Source organism: Bacillus sp. FSL K6-0042 (genome assembly GCF_038006685.1).
GTDB classification, from domain to species: Bacteria; Bacillota; Bacilli; order Bacillales; family Bacillaceae_G; genus Bacillus_A; species Bacillus_A pseudomycoides.
In genome coordinates this window covers 2,294,529-2,313,258 of the sequence record NZ_JBBOVS010000001.1, presented here as the reverse complement: position 1 = coordinate 2,313,258, position 18,730 = coordinate 2,294,529, and the positions used below count along the sequence as shown (strand labels likewise).

At 36.3% G+C, this 18,730-nt stretch carries 13 protein-coding genes and 2 pseudogenes; 8 read left to right on the top strand and 7 right to left on the bottom strand.

Annotated features, from left to right (window positions below; translation table 11 throughout):
* Window positions 1-101: 101 nt before the first annotated feature.
* Window positions 102-1,499, bottom strand: coding sequence for a sigma-54 interaction domain-containing protein (locus MHH45_RS11865; protein WP_088094408.1), 1,398 nt, complete (start codon window positions 1,497-1,499; stop codon window positions 102-104).
* 182 nt (window positions 1,500-1,681) lie between these two features.
* On the opposite strand from MHH45_RS11865, the gene MHH45_RS11860 reads away from it, so the two are divergent.
* Window positions 1,682-2,686: a proline racemase family protein gene (locus MHH45_RS11860; RefSeq protein WP_088094407.1), complete on the top strand. Its 1,005-nt coding sequence runs from the start codon at window positions 1,682-1,684 to the stop codon at window positions 2,684-2,686.
* Between the two features lie 193 nt (window positions 2,687-2,879).
* On the opposite strand, the gene MHH45_RS11855 is transcribed toward MHH45_RS11860, so the two are convergent.
* Complete coding sequence (locus MHH45_RS11855) at window positions 2,880-4,226, bottom strand: MFS transporter (protein WP_088094406.1); 1,347 nt, start codon at window positions 4,224-4,226, stop codon at window positions 2,880-2,882.
* A gap of 579 nt (window positions 4,227-4,805) precedes the next feature.
* On the opposite strand from MHH45_RS11855, the gene MHH45_RS11850 reads away from it, so the two are divergent.
* The 3 genes and pseudogenes from MHH45_RS11850 to MHH45_RS11840 all read left to right on the top strand — a co-directional run.
* Window positions 4,806-6,665: a PDDEXK-like family protein gene (locus MHH45_RS11850; protein ID WP_088094405.1), complete on the top strand. Its 1,860-nt coding sequence runs from the start codon at window positions 4,806-4,808 to the stop codon at window positions 6,663-6,665.
* Window positions 6,666-6,732: 67 nt separating this feature from the next.
* On the top strand, window positions 6,733-7,461 hold the full coding sequence (locus tag MHH45_RS11845; RefSeq protein ID WP_249922725.1) for an endonuclease/exonuclease/phosphatase family protein: 729 nt from the start codon (window positions 6,733-6,735) through the stop codon (window positions 7,459-7,461).
* A 435-nt stretch (window positions 7,462-7,896) separates the two neighbouring features.
* Window positions 7,897-8,046: pseudogene (locus MHH45_RS11840) on the top strand (helix-turn-helix transcriptional regulator); the annotation flags it as partial.
* Here the strand turns inward: MHH45_RS11840 and MHH45_RS11835 are convergent.
* The gene (locus MHH45_RS11835; RefSeq protein ID WP_283936165.1) at window positions 7,981-8,697 is read right to left on the bottom strand and encodes a type I restriction enzyme HsdR N-terminal domain-containing protein; all 717 of its coding nucleotides are present in this window, start codon (window positions 8,695-8,697) and stop codon (window positions 7,981-7,983) included. The pseudogene MHH45_RS11840 and the gene MHH45_RS11835 sit on opposite strands and share 66 nt — an antisense overlap.
* 370 nt (window positions 8,698-9,067) lie before the next feature.
* Here MHH45_RS11835 and MHH45_RS11830 point away from each other — a divergent pair, with 370 nt between their 5' ends.
* Both MHH45_RS11830 and MHH45_RS11825 read left to right on the top strand, forming a co-directional pair.
* Complete coding sequence (locus MHH45_RS11830) at window positions 9,068-11,608, top strand: MrcB family domain-containing protein (protein ID WP_088094402.1); 2,541 nt, start codon at window positions 9,068-9,070, stop codon at window positions 11,606-11,608.
* Window positions 11,583-13,214: pseudogene (locus tag MHH45_RS11825) on the top strand (DUF2357 domain-containing protein); the annotation flags it as partial. The gene MHH45_RS11830 and the pseudogene MHH45_RS11825, both read left to right, overlap by 26 nt.
* Here MHH45_RS11825 and MHH45_RS11820 read toward each other — a convergent pair.
* From MHH45_RS11820 to MHH45_RS11805, 4 genes are all read right to left on the bottom strand, one after another.
* Window positions 13,201-13,686, bottom strand: a complete 486-nt coding sequence (locus MHH45_RS11820) for a DUF6241 domain-containing protein (protein WP_088094401.1) — start codon at window positions 13,684-13,686, stop codon at window positions 13,201-13,203. The pseudogene MHH45_RS11825 and the gene MHH45_RS11820 sit on opposite strands and share 14 nt — an antisense overlap.
* Before the next feature lie 390 nt (window positions 13,687-14,076).
* Window positions 14,077-14,208, bottom strand: a complete 132-nt coding sequence (locus MHH45_RS11815) for a Phr family secreted Rap phosphatase inhibitor (protein ID WP_088094400.1) — start codon at window positions 14,206-14,208, stop codon at window positions 14,077-14,079.
* Window positions 14,205-15,314: a response regulator aspartate phosphatase gene (locus MHH45_RS11810; RefSeq protein WP_088094399.1), complete on the bottom strand. Its 1,110-nt coding sequence runs from the start codon at window positions 15,312-15,314 to the stop codon at window positions 14,205-14,207. The genes MHH45_RS11815 and MHH45_RS11810 overlap by 4 nt, the downstream gene beginning before the upstream one ends.
* Window positions 15,315-15,512: 198 nt before the next feature.
* On the bottom strand, window positions 15,513-15,818 hold the full coding sequence (locus MHH45_RS11805; protein WP_088094398.1) for a DUF6241 domain-containing protein: 306 nt from the start codon (window positions 15,816-15,818) through the stop codon (window positions 15,513-15,515).
* A 230-nt stretch (window positions 15,819-16,048) separates the two neighbouring features.
* Here MHH45_RS11805 and MHH45_RS11800 point away from each other — a divergent pair, with 230 nt between their 5' ends.
* Entirely contained in the window at window positions 16,049-16,375 is a 327-nt protein-coding gene (locus tag MHH45_RS11800) for a nucleoside triphosphate pyrophosphohydrolase (RefSeq protein ID WP_088094397.1), read from the top strand.
* Between the two features lie 428 nt (window positions 16,376-16,803).
* Window positions 16,804-18,540 (top strand): sigma 54-interacting transcriptional regulator, encoded by a 1,737-nt coding sequence (locus MHH45_RS11795; RefSeq protein WP_088094396.1) that lies wholly within the window; start codon window positions 16,804-16,806, stop codon window positions 18,538-18,540.
* The last annotated feature ends 190 nt before the right edge of the window (window positions 18,541-18,730 follow it).

The following is an 18,730-nucleotide window of genomic DNA, read 5'->3' as shown; positions in this document are numbered from 1 at the left end:
ATTAGGTATCCCCGTAGTCCCTCAGCCTCAGCTAATAGAAGTTACTCAGTTATTCCATAAAAGGGCGCTTTAAAAAAGCCTATGATTCGGGGATTAATATATTAAATATCCGTTTTATCAAAAGTAATCTCATACTTCTTCATCTTCTTATACAAATTAGCCCGTGACATTCCTAATTTTTTCGCCGCAACACTCTTATTCCCATAAGTCTTTTGTAACGTTTGAAGAATGCGTGTTTTTTCTAGACTTTCTCTTTCTTCAGTAAGTGAAAGTGTAGCTTGGCTAACGGGCTCTGAAAAAGATTTTGCTTGCGGCAGTAGCTTGAGAATGTCTGATTCGTATATTTCGCTACCTTCGTGAAGAACAATCAGTCGTTCTATGAAATTACGTAACTCGCGGATGTTACCTGGCCAAGAATATGCATGTAATCGCTCAGTTGCCTTTTGATGAACGAAAGGGGTTGGTTTGTTATATTTGAACGAAAATTCTCTGAAGAAATGATGAGCTAAGTAAGAAATGTCATCCGTTCGTTCCCGAAGCGGCGGAATACAGGCAGTAAATACGTTGAGCCGATAAAATAAATCAGACCGGAACGTTCCGTTTAATACCATATCTTCTAATATACGATTCGTTGCGGCAATAATTCTGACGTTAATTTTTTTCGGTGTTTGTCCTCCGATTCGATAAATCTCTTTTTCTTGTAAAGCTCTCAGTAGTTTCACTTGCATATCAAGTGGGAGTTCGCCTACCTCATCTAGAAATAAAGTACCGCCGTCTGCTAATTCTATTTTTCCAGGTTTGCCCCCTTTAGCAGCTCCGGTATATGCTCCTGATTCATAACCAAATAACTCGCTCTCAAACAAAGCATTAGGAATGGCACCGCAATTAATCGGAATAAATGTTTTCTTACTTCTCAAACTTGCCTCGTGGATCGCTTGTGCAAAAATCTCTTTTCCAACACCGCTTTCCCCAGTAATTAAAATCGTCGCATCTGTCTTCGCTACCTTTTTCATGTCGTGAATGATATGCTGGATTGCCAAGTTATTTCCTTTTATATTACTGAAGGGATCGTCTCGATTATTTTGAATCATTTGTTGTTTGAGTTGCTGGAGTTCTTCAGATGTAGAGGATAACTTTTCGTTTAATTTAATCGTCGCAGTAATATCTTTTTCTACGGACATCGAGCCAATCAGTTCGTTATTTTCATCATAAATGGGAGTTGTACTAATCAATACATGCTTATCTGGCCGCGGGAAGTGATAAATATCTCGAACCGGTTGCTCTGTTTTCAAAACTTTTAAATTCATAATATCTTCTTTTAAGAAAAACTCTTGAACATTCCTTCCGATAATCTCTTCTTTCTTAATATCATACATTTTTTCCGCCGCTTCATTCCAATACAGCATCACACCTTGCGTATTTACGATAGAAATCGCTTCTTCTACATAAGAGAGTAATGTATGTAAAGTAGGCCCCGCAAAAAAATCAAATTGTTTCATAGAATCCCCCTTTAAGTCGTACACAAAAGTAGACACTTGTAGACAGTTTTGTCGCTAAAAGGATACAACTTTTGAAAAGAAATGTAAATAAAATGACTGAATATTCGTTTTTTTACGTTGGCATAATACTTGCTAATAAAAAAGCAAGACACTTTTAAAATACAAACACGGAGGAGATAGAAATGAAGATTAGCAAAATATATACAACAATTGACGCACACGTAGCGGGGGAACCATTACGTATTATTACAGGCGGAGTGCCAGAGATAAAAGGAAAAACGCAATTAGAAAGAAGAGCTTATTGTATGGAGCACTTGGACCATCTTCGCGAAGTTTTGATATATGAACCAAGAGGGCATCATGGAATGTATGGTTGTATCATTACACCGCCGGCAAGTCCTCATGCTGATTTTGGGGTATTGTTTATGCATAATGAAGGCTGGAGTACAATGTGCGGCCATGGAATTGTCGCTGTCGTCACAGTAGGAATTGAAACGGGTATGTTCGAAGTGACAGGCGAAAAGCAAAAGTTTATTATTGATAGCCCTGCAGGAGAGGTTATTGCGTACGCAACATATAGTGGAAACCAAGTAGAATCCGTGTCATTTGAAAATGTTCCTTCTTTTGTTTACAAGAAAGATATTCCGATAAAAATTGATGGCTATGAATTTCAAGTAGATATTGCTTTTGGAGGGGCTTTTTATGCCGTTGTCGACAGTAAAGAACTTGATTTGAAAGTGAATTTTAAAGATTTATCAGCTATTCAAACGTGGGGTGGGAAAATTAAACACTACATTGAAAGCCAAATGGATGTAACACACCCTCTTGAAGAAGATTTAAAAGGAATATACGGCGTTATCTTTTCAGATGAGCCAAATGGAAAAGATGCAACGTTACGAAATGTGACCATTTTTGCTGATGGGCAAGTAGACCGTTCTCCTTGTGGAACTGGTACTTCCGCAAGACTTGCCACTCTTTTTGAAAAGAGTGCCTTGCAGAAGGAAGAAAGTTTCATCCATGAATGTATCACTGACGGACAATTTATCGGTGAAGTATTGTCCGTGACAAAAGTAGATGAATATGAGGCAATTGTTCCAAAAGTTACTGGGCAGGCATTTATTACAGGATTCCATCAATTTGTAATGGATCCGAGAGATCCGTTACAGCAGGGGTTTTTGTTGGGGTGATGTTTTCTACGTAGAAAGTATTTCTTTTCGTTAGTGTGGATTCTTTTCTTCTATAAAGAGGTTATCTGTTGAGGTAACAATAAAGTTCAGTCAGTCGAATATGTTAGAGAAAGACTTCTTATCTGAAAAATCCCTTGTTTATCAAGGGATTTTTCAGGGTGAATCTTTGTTTTAAAATAGACATTTATGATACTTATGAGTGCCTTGAACCAGAGTTGCGAGCAGCTAGCGTATTTTCATCATCCAATTCGGCTTCAATGTGAGAAGTTTTCGAAGACTCAGCCATACGCCAATAAGTGATGAAGCTTATCGCAATACAACCAGCTACATAGAAGTAGAAGAGCGACTCGTGTCCAATGCTCTTCAGCCATAACGCAATGAACTCCGCTGTCCCGCCGAACACTGCAACAGTGATTGCGTAGGGGAATCCCACGCCAAGGGCGCGGATTTCAGTTGGGAAGAGCTCGGCTTTCACGATCGCATTGATGGAAGTATAACCGGTGACAATAATGAGACCTACCATCATAAGTAAGAAAGCAACGATAGGGTATTTCGTTTGCTCCATGATTAGGAACAGTGGCACTGTCAGTAAAGTTCCGAGGATGCCGAAACCAATCAATAGCGGACGTCGTCCAATCCGATCGGATAACATACCAGCGAGCGGTTGAAGTACGACGAATACCAATAGGGCGGTAAAGTTAATCCAGCTGACAACTTCCTTAGGAAGGCCTACAGTATTCACCATGAACTTCTGTAAATACGTCGTGTAAGTATAGAAGGCAACAGTTCCGCCGAGCGTTAGTCCGACCACTGTCAGCACTGCCTTAGGGTGTTTCATTAGAGCCCGAATGGTTCCAGCGTTCTCCCGGCTTTCAGAACCCATTTTTGAGAATTGCTCCGATTCATCCATCGTGCGACGCAGCCACAATACAGCTACTGCTCCCATTGCCCCGATAATGAAAGGAATACGCCAGCCCCAAGATTTCATATCCGGTTCGCTGAGTATTTGCTGAAGGACGATCTGAACGCCTAGTGCTACCAGCTGTCCAGCAACGAGTGTTACATACTGGAAGCTTGAGTAGAAACCGCGGCGGCCGCTGCTGGCCATCTCGGACAGGTATGTAGCCGAAGTTCCATATTCTCCACCTAATGACAACCCTTGAAGCAGACGTGCGAGAACTAGAATAATAGGGGCCATGATACCAATGGTGCTATAACTTGGGGTACAGGCAATAATTAAAGAACCACTAGCCATAACAGTGATAGAAAGCGTCAATGCAGCACGGCGTCCGTGACGATCCGCATAACGACCCATCAACAAACTTCCGAGCGGGCGCATCAAGAAGCCAACGGCAAAGATTGCTGCTGTGTTGAGCAGTTGACTGGTCGAATCTCCCTTAGGGAAGAACTCTGCTGAGAAATACACGGCGAAAGCAGAATAGACGTACCAGTCGTACCATTCAATCAGATTTCCAACTGAACCTTTAAAGATGTTACCTGTAATGCGTCGCGTATTTGCGCGCTGGGTGGATTGAGACATTATAAAAACCCTCCTTTGAACAAATTTCTTTTCCTGCACTTGAAAACTATTGTGTATGTGTACGCTCTAGTTTCGTGCTAGCGTTGGTCTTTGCTAATCTATCGACCTCCTTATTTGATTGAAATGATTTGGAAAGCATTATTACGGAATAAAAAATGAAAGCGTATAAATATAAATAAATTATATCCTTTTGTTCAAAAAGTCTCAATATAATGAAAATTAACTCTATTTTTAGTTAAGTAAAGTGTTTGGAATTAATCCTGTAGAGCTTAATCTCCAGAACTTATAGAAAAAGACATCGTCTCAACGTATGCTGGTGTCAGAGTTACGGCTATTCTATTGCATGGAAACATGGTAGATCTAGTGGTGGATCGAGTGAGTCTCTCGGTGGTTATCTTTTGAGGGGGGCTTTTTTGTTTGGAGTGTGTTGAGTGATTACTATTCTATATTGAATTGCTGATATATTTGAAGAGTAATATAAAAGATGAGATATACGACGTAGATAGTGCCACATTGTAAGGTATAATTCAGTTATAATAACTCTTTTGTTTTATAATCTTATAAATGGTGGTGCTAGAAATGGATTACAATTTTGAGATTTTATCGCTTTTAGATAATTCCATTGAGTTTGAGAAGTTGCATAGTAAGTTTAATCGTTTTAATCCTTTTAAAATATTAAAGGTAGATAAGTTTGAGATTAGGCATTCTAACATGATTTCTTGGTTACTTGATCCAAAGGGAAATCATCATTTAAGTTCGTTCTTTGTAAATAAGTTGCTTTCTAAAACGTTTGTAAAAATAGAAAATGAAGATTTAATTAGTAAGTATAATTTCATTAAATTACATAAGCAATCCCTTGAAGATTTGGAAGTTTTTCGCGAAGTACAGACGAGTAAAAATAAGCGAATTGATATTTTAGCAATATCAGAGTCGCAAAAGATTGTGATTCTGATTGAAAATAAATATAAGTCATCGGAATCAGATGGACAATTACAGAATTACTTAGATTTTGTTAATGATAAATATGAAGGATATACTATTATTCCAATATTTTTAAGTTTAGATGGTAGCACTCCAAGTCATAAGGAATATTTTATTTTAGATTATGGAGATATATTAAATATATTGAAAGGCCAACTAGAAATTAACAGCGAGTATACGTCTAGTACGATTAAAGATTTTCTTTCCTATTATATTGATATATTAGAAGGCGAACTCGTTCGCGATGAGGAAGATATTGAACTAGCGCTAACTATATATAAAAATCATAAAGATGCCGTTGATTTTCTATGCCTAAGCGGTGATGGAAAAGTAGCTGGGAAGTTTGCAAATAATAATTTGTTAGATATGGTGAAAGGCTTAAGTGTGGAAGAGAAAGAGGACCTTCGTAAAATTTATATGAATTACGCTGAAACTCTCACCTTTATACGTGAGGCAGGAAATAGTGTAATGAGAGAGTCCTTTTTACAATTTGTAGATCAAAATCAAATTCCGAATGACTGCTATCACGAACATATTCGAATTCCTTCTTTTATTTTCCCAGAATGGAAACAACTTGATGATGTTGTCGGCGTCCCAACTCATGAGTGGTGGCTAAATAACGCTCTCATTACTTGGTTTGAAAGAAAAGCAGATGGGCGCATGAAACTTATTATTGAAGTTGGGCCGTTAGAATACAAACAGAGATTAAAGTTATTATGTAAGTTAGAAGAAAACGGAATCAATATTAAAGGAAGATCTAAAGAATCTGGATCAATGTACACAAGAATTTATGCAGGATATGAAAAGATAAGTGATTGGGCAGATCAAGATGAAATTCTTCGTGTAATGAATGAAATGTATAATGACAGTAGCTTCAATGAAGTCATCGCAGCGGTATCGGAAACGATACAGGGTATCATATATGAACAGGAGAATGAGGAAGATCCTGTCTCAGAAAATGCAGGATTGAAAAGTAATCAGACAGAAAAGGATACTTTAGCGAATGCATTTCAATTATTCGTTCATCAACAAGGCTTTCAAGGAGACTTTTATAATATCCATCATAGACTTCCATCATTCATTATGCCAGAGTTCCGTTTACTCGAAGAACAATTTGGTGTACCAAAATGGAATTGGTGGTTCAATAATTGTGTCGTTATGTGGTTTGAACGTTTAAAAGATAACAGATTGAAATTCACAATAGAAATTGGCCCGCTTGAATTTCATAAAAGAATAGCCTTACTAACAAGGCTCGAAGATAGAGGGATAAAAATAAGTGCAAGGGCTAAAAAGCCGGAAGCGGCTTATACACGGATTTATACGAGCACGTTTAATATTTCCGATTGGTCAAATGACGAAGAAGTAGTGGGTGTGATGAATGAGTTGTTTGGTCAAGAGGAATGTCAGGGTGTTATAAGTTTATTAACTGAGATAGCGGGGAGTAAGGTGCTTGGGTGAGGTTGTGAGAAAAAGGATGGAAGTTGTAAAGTAACCTTCTATAAAATGGGTGAGAGGGAGAATACCATTGAAAATCTTAACATGGAACATTAGACAAGGCGGCTCTGAGAAACGCATACCTCAAATTGCGGAGCAGCTTCAGAAACATGCACCTGACGTTTTGGTTGTAACGGAGTATTGGGAAGGAAAAAAAGGTGACAGACTGCAGGAGCTATTGAGAGATGCTGGATATGTGTATATGAAGACAAGCGGTGGGCAATTCAAGAAAAACAGCATCCTTGTTGCATCTTTACACCAATTTGAAGTCGTACCTTCTTTTTATAAAAGAGAAATGAACAAAGAACGCTGGTTGGAAATTAAACTCGTTAAACAGGGTCTGCATGTCGTTGCCGTTCACATTCCTACGAACAACCATAACCCGCAAGAGAAACTGGACTTTTGGAAGGAAGTCAACGTATTTGCCAGGGAGCACAGTAATACGAAATCTATTATTATCGGAGACTTTAACACCGGCTTGCCGGAAGATGCGCAAGGTGCTCCGTTTTATAGTGCCGAGTATATGAAAGAACTGATTGATCTTGGCTGGAGGGATGTGTGGCGACATACGCATGGATCGTTTGCCGGATATTCATGGTATAGCACGAAGGGAAATGGTTTCCGTATCGATCACGCTTTTGTGTCTCCTTCTTTAAAGGATGCAATTTTGGAAGGGTATTTTTCGCATCGGGAGCGGTTGCTTGGATACTCAGATCATTCGGTGTTGGTAGTAGAGTTTCTGCTTGAGGATAACAAATAAAAAATTTCAGAAAGATGATAAAATAGGAGTAACCGTTTTATATACAACAGGCTTATTCTATAATCATTTGAAGTAAAAAACAATATTCTATTGATACACAACAATACGTAGAAAATAAAGTGACAAAGTTAATTGAAAATGATACGAGCGTCTGAGTATTATAGATTACAAGTCGGATTGCTAAAGTCATTTAAATATTACGTAATAAATTAGAAGAATCTGTGAGCAGAGAAGTGTTACAAAATATAGGGATTTATTTCTTGTTTGATATCTCTGATGAAAAGATAAATAAGCGCGTACCTTAGTTGATTTAAAGCGTGAAAATTTAAAAGTCTTTCTTGAAAAGAGAACAGTTTCGTTCTCTTTTTCTAATTTTTATAGTGGTTTCTACGGTACGGTAGAAATAAGTACCTATGAATAGAAAGAAGGAAATATATGAGTAAACTAAGTAATTGTCTTTGCATGATTGAACTTCTTCATGCAAGAGGAAAAATGAAGATTAGTGAGTTGGCTGAGGTATTAGAAGTAAAAGAGCACATGATTCGTATTTATCGTGATGATATAGAAATGGCTGGTATCTTCATTTATTATCGAACGGTATTGGCCAGTCCAATCATATCCTGCTACGTTCCCGAATTTTGTATATCTTATACCAACATCTTCTAGATACTTTACTCCATATAGCTCTTTGTATGGAATTTTCACAGTGTCATCCCAAAGTAATTCATTAAGATTAATAATAAAGGAATATAGGTTTTCATTTGCAATTCCCCCAAAATGCCCTTTATAAAAATCAATAACATCCTTTTGGGTGAAATATTCAAACTTCCTTTTTTGATAAACAAAGGGCTCATTAGTAATGTATTTAAAATTATTCGCATTAACTAAATCTATGTAATTAGGTAATTCTTTTAACGGCATGTAACACTTAGATTTTTCATTCCACGCCTCAACAAAAACTTCAACACCGTTAGTGACTGCAACAGTGTTAGCATATAGAAGTTCTTCATAGTTATATACTTGATCAAATACGTCATCTATCAACGGAGTATTTTGTGATTTACATTCGACTATTAAAATAGGAACACGATTGTTATGTTCTAAGGTGTAGACTATAATGTCTGCCCGCCCTTTTGCTTTTGGAACAAAATACGACATTGGTACTTCTAACTCAATCATATCTTTTGGTGCATCTTTTTCTAAAATTAGATATTGGACAAACTTTTGCCTAACTATCTCTTCTGGTGTTTGTAGAATAAGCTTCTTTCTTATCGGATCAAAAAATACTTTTTCCGATTATTTTTAAATATTTTTCTTGGAGCATACTTATCAATGTTCAGCATGAAGGTCCTCCTCCTATAGATAATAAATACAAATTATGAATTAATTTCACCATATAAGTAAAAATTCCCAGGATATAAGAGTGTAGGTATTGTTAGTACCTTTGAGTAAATAACTTGTTTAAATGATTAATATTAGGGAGTAATGTATTGGAAAGTCGATATATTTATTGGGATGATATCATTTTATCCGAATGATGTTTTCTTTTATGATAGTTTGATAAAATAACAGTAATTGTAATTAATTGTCGCTACGGGGGATAAAAATGCTAGATAAAATAATCATTGAAATTGCCAAAATTAGACTGCGAATTGCTGATATCGTTGATAGTGACTTTAGTTGGAGTACGAAGATAGGTGAAAAAGAGATATATGCTGAAAGAGAATACTTACCTGAAAAAGGATCGGAGAAGTTTTCACACTTTAGTGTGAATTATGAAGCTCTTCAACAAGCTTGTCAAAAATTCATAAATGTCCGAGTAATAAACATTACGGATTTTGTGCAGGAAGAGGAGCGTAATGCTTTTCTTATATCATTATTTGCAGAATTACCTTTTGTAAATGTAACAACGATTAATAATTCGAAAGCTATTATATTCAAAGAATTTCAAACAGATGATCTACCATGTGAGCAATGTCATAAAGTGATCACATTTTTAAAAGAAGTAATGGATAATACATATGATCCGAAAAATCTCAGTCACCAAATTGATGGGAACTTATATAGAGTGAAATCTCGTGGACGTCAAGACTTAAGATTGTTAGGTTTTTTAAATGATGATCATGAGATTAATACAATTATATTAAATGAATATATTGAATCAAAAAATAAGGATGCTTTTATTCGCAATTTGATTTTGAAACAGGAATATTTTCAAATTGCCCTATTTGTACTCGAACTTTTAAGTAGTTATTCAAAGGTTGAAAAGAAAGAGGCTTTAGTGAATTTAGGAATGAAGATTGTTCGAAATTCACGAGGGGATAATTTAATGGTTGAATCAGTAGCCAAGGAACGCACTCATAATTTGTTAATGTGGCTTGAGAAGGTAGGATTAATTAACGATAGTTGGGTTCCAGTTGAACAATATTTAGAAGAGAATAGTAAAGAGGACGATATGATGGATAGTAACTTACGTGAAAAGTTTTTAACTGTTATGCATGAATATTTAAAAGCGAGAACAGAAAAATTTGCAGGTCATAAACTTGGTTCAGTTGTTCGAAATGAAATAACAACGGAGATAACTCGTTTATCTTTTATCGATCATAATCAGTACGTTGTTACGGGCTCAGTTGGACAAGGGAATTGGGCCGCTGTGCCATGGCTTGCTATCATGAATAAAGACATTACGACATCGACGCAGCGAGGGTATTATATCGTTTATTTATTTAGCGAAGATATGAAACAATTATATTTAACGCTAGCGCAAGGAGTAACTGAAACTTCTAAAGAGGAAATGGAAGAAATTAAACAAGAAATCCGTCAACATATACATATGTCTACAAAAGTGAAAAAAGATGATGGGATTTTCCTGGGTACAAGTCCAAAAGCAAAAGGCTATGCAAATTCAACAGCGGCATACATTGTATATGATGGTAATCAAATACCAAGTGAAGCAGAATTAGTGGAAGATTTAAAAGAAATGCTTAGCTATTATGAGGGATACATTGCCTTTAGAGAGAAAGGGAATAATCGTGCAATGATTTACGAGCAGCAAAAAGAAATGGATTTGAATGGGAAGGAAATTGTAGATCATGTATCTTCTTATATGAAAAGCAAAGGTTTCTATTACGATAAGCAAGATATTATTAACTTTTTCCTTTCTTTAAAAACGAAGCCTTTTGTTATTTTGTCTGGTATTTCAGGGACAGGAAAAACAAAAATTGTTCAGTGGTTCGCTGAAAGTTTAGGGGCAACTGAGGAAAATGGACAGTTCACGTTGATTCCTGTGCGGCCTGATTGGAGTGATAGTTCGGATTTACTTGGCTATGTGAATATTCAAGGGGAATTTCAAGAAAGACCGTTAATTCAAGTTCTTGAAAAAGCAGCAGAGAATCCGGACAAGCCTTATTTTGTTGTGCTTGATGAGATGAATTTAGCACGTGTAGAGTACTATTTCAGTGATTTTCTAAGTGTTATTGAAAGCCGAAAATGGGAAGGGAGAGAGATTGTTACATCGGCTGTTCTTCCTGAATCGATTGTTGGGAAACGAATTACGATTCCGTCAAATGTGTACGTTATTGGAACTGTCAATATGGATGAAACAACACATCCGTTAAGTAAAAAAGTACTGGATCGTGCGAATACGATTGAATTTAATCAAGTGAAGTTAGATTCCTTTGATTTTTTAATGGATGCAGAAGAAGTGCAGGCAAAGCGTGTTTCTAATAATTCCTTGACAGCCACGTTTCTTCATTTAAAAGAATGTTTTCAGCTCAATAAAGATCTCGTGAAGAAAGTATCTCATATTTTAATTGAAATCAATGAAATTCTTGAACCGATTGGAGCACAAGTGGGGTACCGGATACGTGACGAAATTTGCTTTTACATGGCTTACAATGAAAAAAGTGAACTATTATCGTTTGATGAGGCGTTAGACTATCAGATGTATCAAAAGATCTTACCGCGTATTGCAGGAAGTGATGGACGGACAGAAGAGGCATTAAAGAAATTATATACGCTATGTACAAATCAAGAGTTTGATAACGAAGATGCTATGTCTTATGCGAAGTATCCTCGTTCTGCTAAGAAGCTGTCTCATATGTTAAGGAGGTTCGAGTATGATGGCTTCACCTCTTTCTGGATCTAACGGCGATATAGAACTAGTTAAGATTGAGACAGCAGATTTGTCATTGACTCTCAAAGGGAATCCCTATCATGAAAAATATGAAAGCTTAAAAAAACATCAATCCATTGCTTCAGATGAAATGATGCATTTTCATGTGTCTGGGACAAGTGATTCTGTCATGATATATGATGCTCGGTTACAAAAGCTTAGCGAATTAACCGAGCACCCTCCTATCTTTTTCGAGAATAGAAGTTATCAGCTCGTTATCGTTCCTAAAAATGATCAAGAATTGTCTTTTTACCATGAACATCCATCTCTTCGAAAGGCAATCAGCTCTACTCAAATGGGTTCATTGAAAATATTAATGGGAAATCTTTTATTTCCAAATGAAGTAGGTTATACAACGTTTGAAATTCGTGATAATAAAAAATCGCTACTAACAGTCACATTAGAGATTTTTCCATCAAAGCTTGATTATAAAGATGACTATCGAGCGCTATTGGAAGAAGTAAACGATGAAATTTATAATTTGGCATTTCATTTATTGAAAAGGACTTACTTAGGAGCATCAACAATCTATGCGACTAGTCCATCTAAAAGTGAGTTTTATCGAATTTTAAATGACTCTTTTCATAGATTTATGAAGGCAATTTCTCATATTAAAAGACAGCCGCATCATACGCTTACTACGCGTCATCAGCTCGTACAAGGAGAGAAGATTCGTAGGCTTGATTCTGTTGGAATGAATTACTTACGGAAAAGGCCTCACTTGTTTCAAGGGGTAGAGGCAAATATGGTTCCATCTAAAGGAATCACAGCTTATAAGGAAGTATCCTACGATACATTGGAAAATCGGTTTGTTAAGTGGATGATTCAGAGAGTGGTACATAAAATCGATGGTTTACTTAAATCTTTGGAAAAGGATTCTGGATTTAAGAGTTTACCAATTGATGACGGTCTTATTCAAAACGTAAGAAAAATGAAATCTCGAATGAAAAATGAGTTGAATGATCCATTTTGGAATGGGATCGGAAAACTGGATCGTTCCGTCTTTTCGCTTGTCATTCAAATGGCATCTGGTTATAGGGATGCGTATTGAATTTTTCTAATGTTATCGAGAGGTCTAACACTAAGAGGACAGATTTTCAAAATGTCTGTTAAAGACGTCGCGAGATTATATGAATATTGGACGTATTTAAAGCTGGGGCAAATTTTATCTAAAAAGTACGTAACGGTGAATCAAGATATTATTAAAGTTCGGCAAGATGGATTATATGTGACACTTGATGAAAGTAAAACTGCAAAAAGAACATTTAGGCACCCTGAAACAGATGAAGTGATTGAGCTTTATTTTCAAAAAAGAAATAAAGCATTACCAACTGTCACTCAAAAGCCAGATACAATGCTTGCGATTGAGAAGAAAGGGAAAAACTATCAATATCAATATATTTTTGACGCCAAATACCGAATCGATTTTGCTAAAAGTAGTTCACATTATAAAAGACAGTATGGAACTCCTGGTCCAATGGAAGAAGACATTAACACGATGCACAGGTATCGTGATGCATTAGTAGTAGATCAGGGTGGGCCTTTTGAGCGAGTAGATAGATATTTTAATTATCTTCTTTCTTTTGCTCCTTTTCACTCTGTTCCTCCAGATACGATTTCTCTTCTTCTTGAGTAGCTAAACGATACGCCTTCCCATGCGTGATTCCACCTGCTCGTTCCCACATGTCATTATGTTCCTCGATAGATTGTGAGAAATTCCCTTTTTCCCAGTGGTCTAAAATCTGGCTGTATTTTTCTTTGTCTGTTAACATATCGTTGTTATTTACTAGTTGACGGAGTTTTTTTATATTATCAGGGGACATTGCGATAAAACCGTTTTTCTCGTTAGCCATTACTTTTTGGTGAGTCATTTTGTGCATAGAGTCGATGATAATTCCTTCAGCGTTAGTTACATCATCAATTTCTTCACCTTTCGCGACTTGTTTGTTGTCACTTCCGGGATTTAAAGAAGTCCCGACCATGCTTCCTACAAATACACCAAATAGCATGGTGCCAATTGTGATTATTGAGAATTTTGCCCGTCTCTTCATGTTTTGAATCCCTCCTTGTTAAGAAATCGAACAATATTTGCATTTTATAGTAATCGGCGTATACATTTGATCACTATTTTAGGTATATTACAGTAGTTCTGTATCTTTCTTTTATACTTTTAGTAGATTAGATGAATTATATTGAGAAAAGTAAGCACAAAGTGAGGAATATAAAAGAAAATAACTTAATAAAACAGTGAGGTTTCTCAGTGCTTAATTAACTCTTTTAAACCAAAGTTAAATTCTTTTCTGAGCGCTTGTCCTTTTAAAAGGCGCTACTTGCAACGGCTATAGAGGTAAAGGAAGGTCTATGAATCGAAATTATATAAACCTATCCCCCTTATTTATAAATAAAAAGACCCAGAAATATATTCTGGGTCAGAGTTAATATCAACCACCGTGGTCTCCGTGTGCATATTGAACAAGGTCAGGGGCTTCCTGAATATGGGTAGGAGATTGCACACCAAACGTTAAGGTTAAAACTGTAATAATACCGATTAAACTAGATGTTATTTTCTTCATTTTAATGCCTCCTTATCAAAAGCTTTTTGCCTTGCTTGTGTACTCAAATAAAAGTACTCGCTTGATTTTATATGATTGCCTTCTTCATAGAACTTTTTCGCTAATTGCTCCTGACATTCTTGAATGTACTCATATAGTGTTTCTTTTTCGAAATATGAAATTCCTGCTAAAATAATTTTTTCAAGCTTTTCAGCTGGTATACCTTCATTAAGAGCATTTAAAATCTCAAAATGGTGATGATATTCTTCGTTTCCTAATTCAGTACATATTTTATGCCCTTTGGCAATTAATGACGCTGTTGGATCATATTCTTTTAATTTCAAGTGCTCTTTTGCTTCAACATACATTGCCTTGTAATGGTTAGGTTTCTTTTCGGAGACTTCTGATAAATATCGAATAGCAAGTTCTGATAAGTTTTGACTTGCATATAACAATCCTAGATTATGACGAACCATTAAGATGAACTTCTCTTCCTTAAGTTTTTGGAATATATCCATCGCTTTAACAAGATGTTCTTCTGCTAATACCCACTCTCTTAAGTTTGTACATGCCATTCCATAAAGATTCTCACAAAATCCTATATTTCGTTCGAATTTATTACCTTCTTTTTCAGTTTCTTGTAAGAATATTTCTCTTGCTTTGGCTGTATATTTAATGGATTGAAGGGACTCGTAAATATCATAATAAAATGCACCAAGCTTATAATAAAATTCAGCTCGTTCAACTTCATCTGATACAGTATCAAGTAGAATCTCAGCTTTTTCATAATGTTCCCTAGCAATATTGTAATTCCCAATTGTACTAGCATGAATAGCTTTGAAGAAATGATAATAGTATGTTAAAAGACTATTCTTAGGAATCTCAAAAGCTTCAACTTTATCAAAACTGTCCTTAGAAACTCCCAGATTATCAACGATATATTGATATCGGAAATCTAGAAGTGCATAATAAAGCAGTATGTTTTGATCATGTGTTGTACCATTGATTGTAGAATCAACTTCTTCTTTTAGCTGATGTGCATCTTCAATACGCCTTGCAAGAATTGCTACGTACCAGTTATTCAGTAAATCTAGTATCATCTTGTTATCTTTAACTGAAACATCCATAATACTCCTCCTCATCCTATATTTATCGTGCACTCTCTTTTAATAATAGGATAGCAGAATTTAATGGAAATAGGAGGGGATTTGTAAAATGTTTCAACAAAATACAAAATATTCAAAAAATATAAGGTTAATCAGAGTTTGTTTTTGGTATATAATGTTGAAAAAGTAACCTGATAAATTTTCTCTGAAGTAGAAGCTTCAATTATTTCCTTTATTTTGTTCCTTTGTACTCTGTTCCTCAAGATATGCTTTCTCTTCTTCTGGAGTAGCTAAACGGTACGCCTTCCCATTCGTGCTTCCACCTGCTCGTTCCCACATGTCATTATGCTCCTCAACAGCTTGTGAGAAATCCCCTTTTTCCCAACAGTCTAAGATCTGGCTGTATTTTTCTTTGTCTGCTAACATATCGCTGTCATTTAACAGTTGACGGAGTTTTTTTATATTATCGGGAGGCCTTGCGATAAAATCGATTTTATCGTTAGCCATCACTTTTTGATGAGTCATTTTGTGAAATCCCCTTGTTCAGAAATCGAGCCATGACTTTTATAAAGTAGATCAATATTTGTGTTTTGTAGTAATTGGAGTATACATTCGATTTCTATTTTCAGTACATTACAAGAATTCCTTATATTTTTGGAGAAGATGTGTAATTCGTATCTATTCACTTCAAAAGAATAGGGGATTTTCGTGTAATATAATAATAAAATCAAACCGAAAATATTGGAGGAATTCAAATGCCAACCTACAACAAACTAGTACGTGATCGCATCCCAGAAATAATCGAACATAACGGAAAAACACCGATAACAAGAATACTAGACGAACAAGAATACATAGAAGAAATAGGTAAGAAAATAGGGGAAGAGTTAACAGAGTATTTAGAAGCAGAAAGTAAAGACCATAAGGTTGAAGAACTAGCAGATTTATTAGAACTCATAAACGCACTAGCACAGTATGAAGGTGTAACGCTTGAAGATGTGGAAAAAGTACGGAAACAAAAAGCAGAAAAACACGGTGGTTTTCAGGAGCGAATCTTTTTAGTTATGACAATGAAATCATAAAAATAAGGCCGTCTATTGACAGTCTTGTTCCTGAACAGTCGAGTTTCATTTTTTATCCTTGTTTCTTATTATTTTGATGCTTAATGCAACATATACAACTCCTATTATTCTCATTAGGATGTTACCTATGTCTCCGAGACTATTAACTGTTAAATTCATTAAAAAAGCTCCTAATATACAGAGAAATATACCAAATAACGTTTTCAATACATGTAGCACCTAAATTCTTTATAATATTTTTGGAGATTTTATTAATTACTTTATCAATTGGATATTTTCACCTAATACCCTTCTTATGTTTTAGTTGAACTTCGAGATTATATATCTGCTCTAAACTGCTTTAGAAGTTCCAAGTATTTCACAAGGTGTTATAAAATAGATATATATGACATGCGAGAAAGAGCACGATTTGATAGGGAGGCTTCCAAATGCATATAGATGAAGGGATTAATCTGCAGTTAACGAGCCAGGCTCTTCAGGTAATGAATAACGGGATTGCGGTTACAAGTCATGATGGAACGATTATGTTCAGCAATCCATCATTCTGCAGCATGTTAAACAAAAGAGAAAATGAAATAACGGGTAAGCACATATCGATGATTATTCCTAATCATAAACAGCCAGTAATGAATCAAAATGATGGTTTGCATAAGTACGAGTGTAAGATTGGCAACCAAGTGTTCATCGTGAATGAATCTTATGTGTACCAGGGTGGGAAAGAAGAAGGATCGATTGTCATTTTGGAAAACAAGGAAAAAAGCGTGCAGTCCTTGGAAACGATTATTAGTCGGTATGAAAATGCCTTGAATTTACTGTCGGAGTGTATTCTAGGGGTGAATGAGCAAGGAATCATCAATTTTTTTAGTGGTGCTTATGCGCAATTTTTAGGAATTGATGATCCGAGGGAAGCGATTGGGAAGCATTGTACGGAAGTTGTTGAGAATACGAGGATGCATATTGTCGTGAAGACGGGACAGGTGGAAATTGGGCATATTCAACATATAAATAATCAGAATATTATCGCAACTCGTATACCTATTGTTAAGGACGGTAAGGTTACTGGTGCGATCGGTAAAATTATGTTCCATGATATCCAACAATTTAAAGCTTTGGGGGATCAGATTCGTGCAATGGAATCAAAGTTATCTTACTATCAAACTGAATTACAGCGGCTGCAAGCAGGGAGGTTTTCATTTCAAAGTATTGTAGGAGAGAGTGCGAAAATGGAAGAAGTGAAAACGATGGCTTTGAAGGTTTCGAAAAGTCGGTCTACGGTTTTGATAAGAGGAGAGAGCGGAACGGGGAAGGAGCTTTTTGCCAATGCGGTTCATCATGCGAGTCCGCGTGCTAGGGGTTCATTTATTCGTTTGAATTGTGCTGCGATTCCGAGGGATCTTTTGGAGGCTGAATTGTTCGGATACGAAGAGGGTGCTTTTACAGGAGCGAAAAAAGGAGGTAAGCCTGGGAAGATTGAGTTGTCCCATAAGGGAACGTTGTTTTTAGATGAGATCGGTGATATGTCTTTGGACATGCAGGTGAAGTTGCTTCGTGTGCTGCAAGAGAAAGAGATTGAAAGAATCGGTGGCACAAAAACTCAAAAGATTGATGTCCGCTTTATTGCGGCAACGCATCGGAATCTCCGTGAAATGGTGCAAAGAGGAGAATTTAGAGAGGATTTATATTATAGGCTAAATGTGTTTGCAATTGATATTCCTCCGCTAAGAGAACGAAAGGAAGATATCGTACATTTAACGGAATTTTTAATTCGGAAATTGAATGAGGAGCTTGGTAGTAACGTTCTTTTATTAGATGAGAGAGTAAGGGATATATTCATGGAGCATGATTGGCCAGGGAATATTAGGGAGCTGGAGAATGTGCTGGAAAGAGCGATGAATGTTGTGGAAGGAACGATTATTCAAGTGCATCACCTTCCTGTTTATTTGCGGAAAAAAGATTTGGAAGAAGAGTTATATCATGAAATATTTACAGCGGATCAAGGGGAGAATGAGATGAGCTATTCACTGCAGACGGAAGTGGAATCCGCTGAAAAACGGGTGATTACGAGAGCTTTGGAAAAAACAGCTGGAAATAGAAAAGAGGCAGCTGAGCTTTTTGGAATTCATCGGGCCAGTTTATATCGAAAAATAGAAAGATACGGAATGTGATGAAGGGATGTAAAGGGCAAACAGGCCCTTTTTTTGTTTGGTTTGCAGTAATACATGTTATCGTGTTTTTGCGACACTTTCTTATATATGCGACATGATCGCTATCATTTGTAGCGCAAATGCGACATGTGAAGGTGGACATGTAAGGGAGACTCGGGGCATGTCCCTGAAGGAATAAGGGAATAGGGAA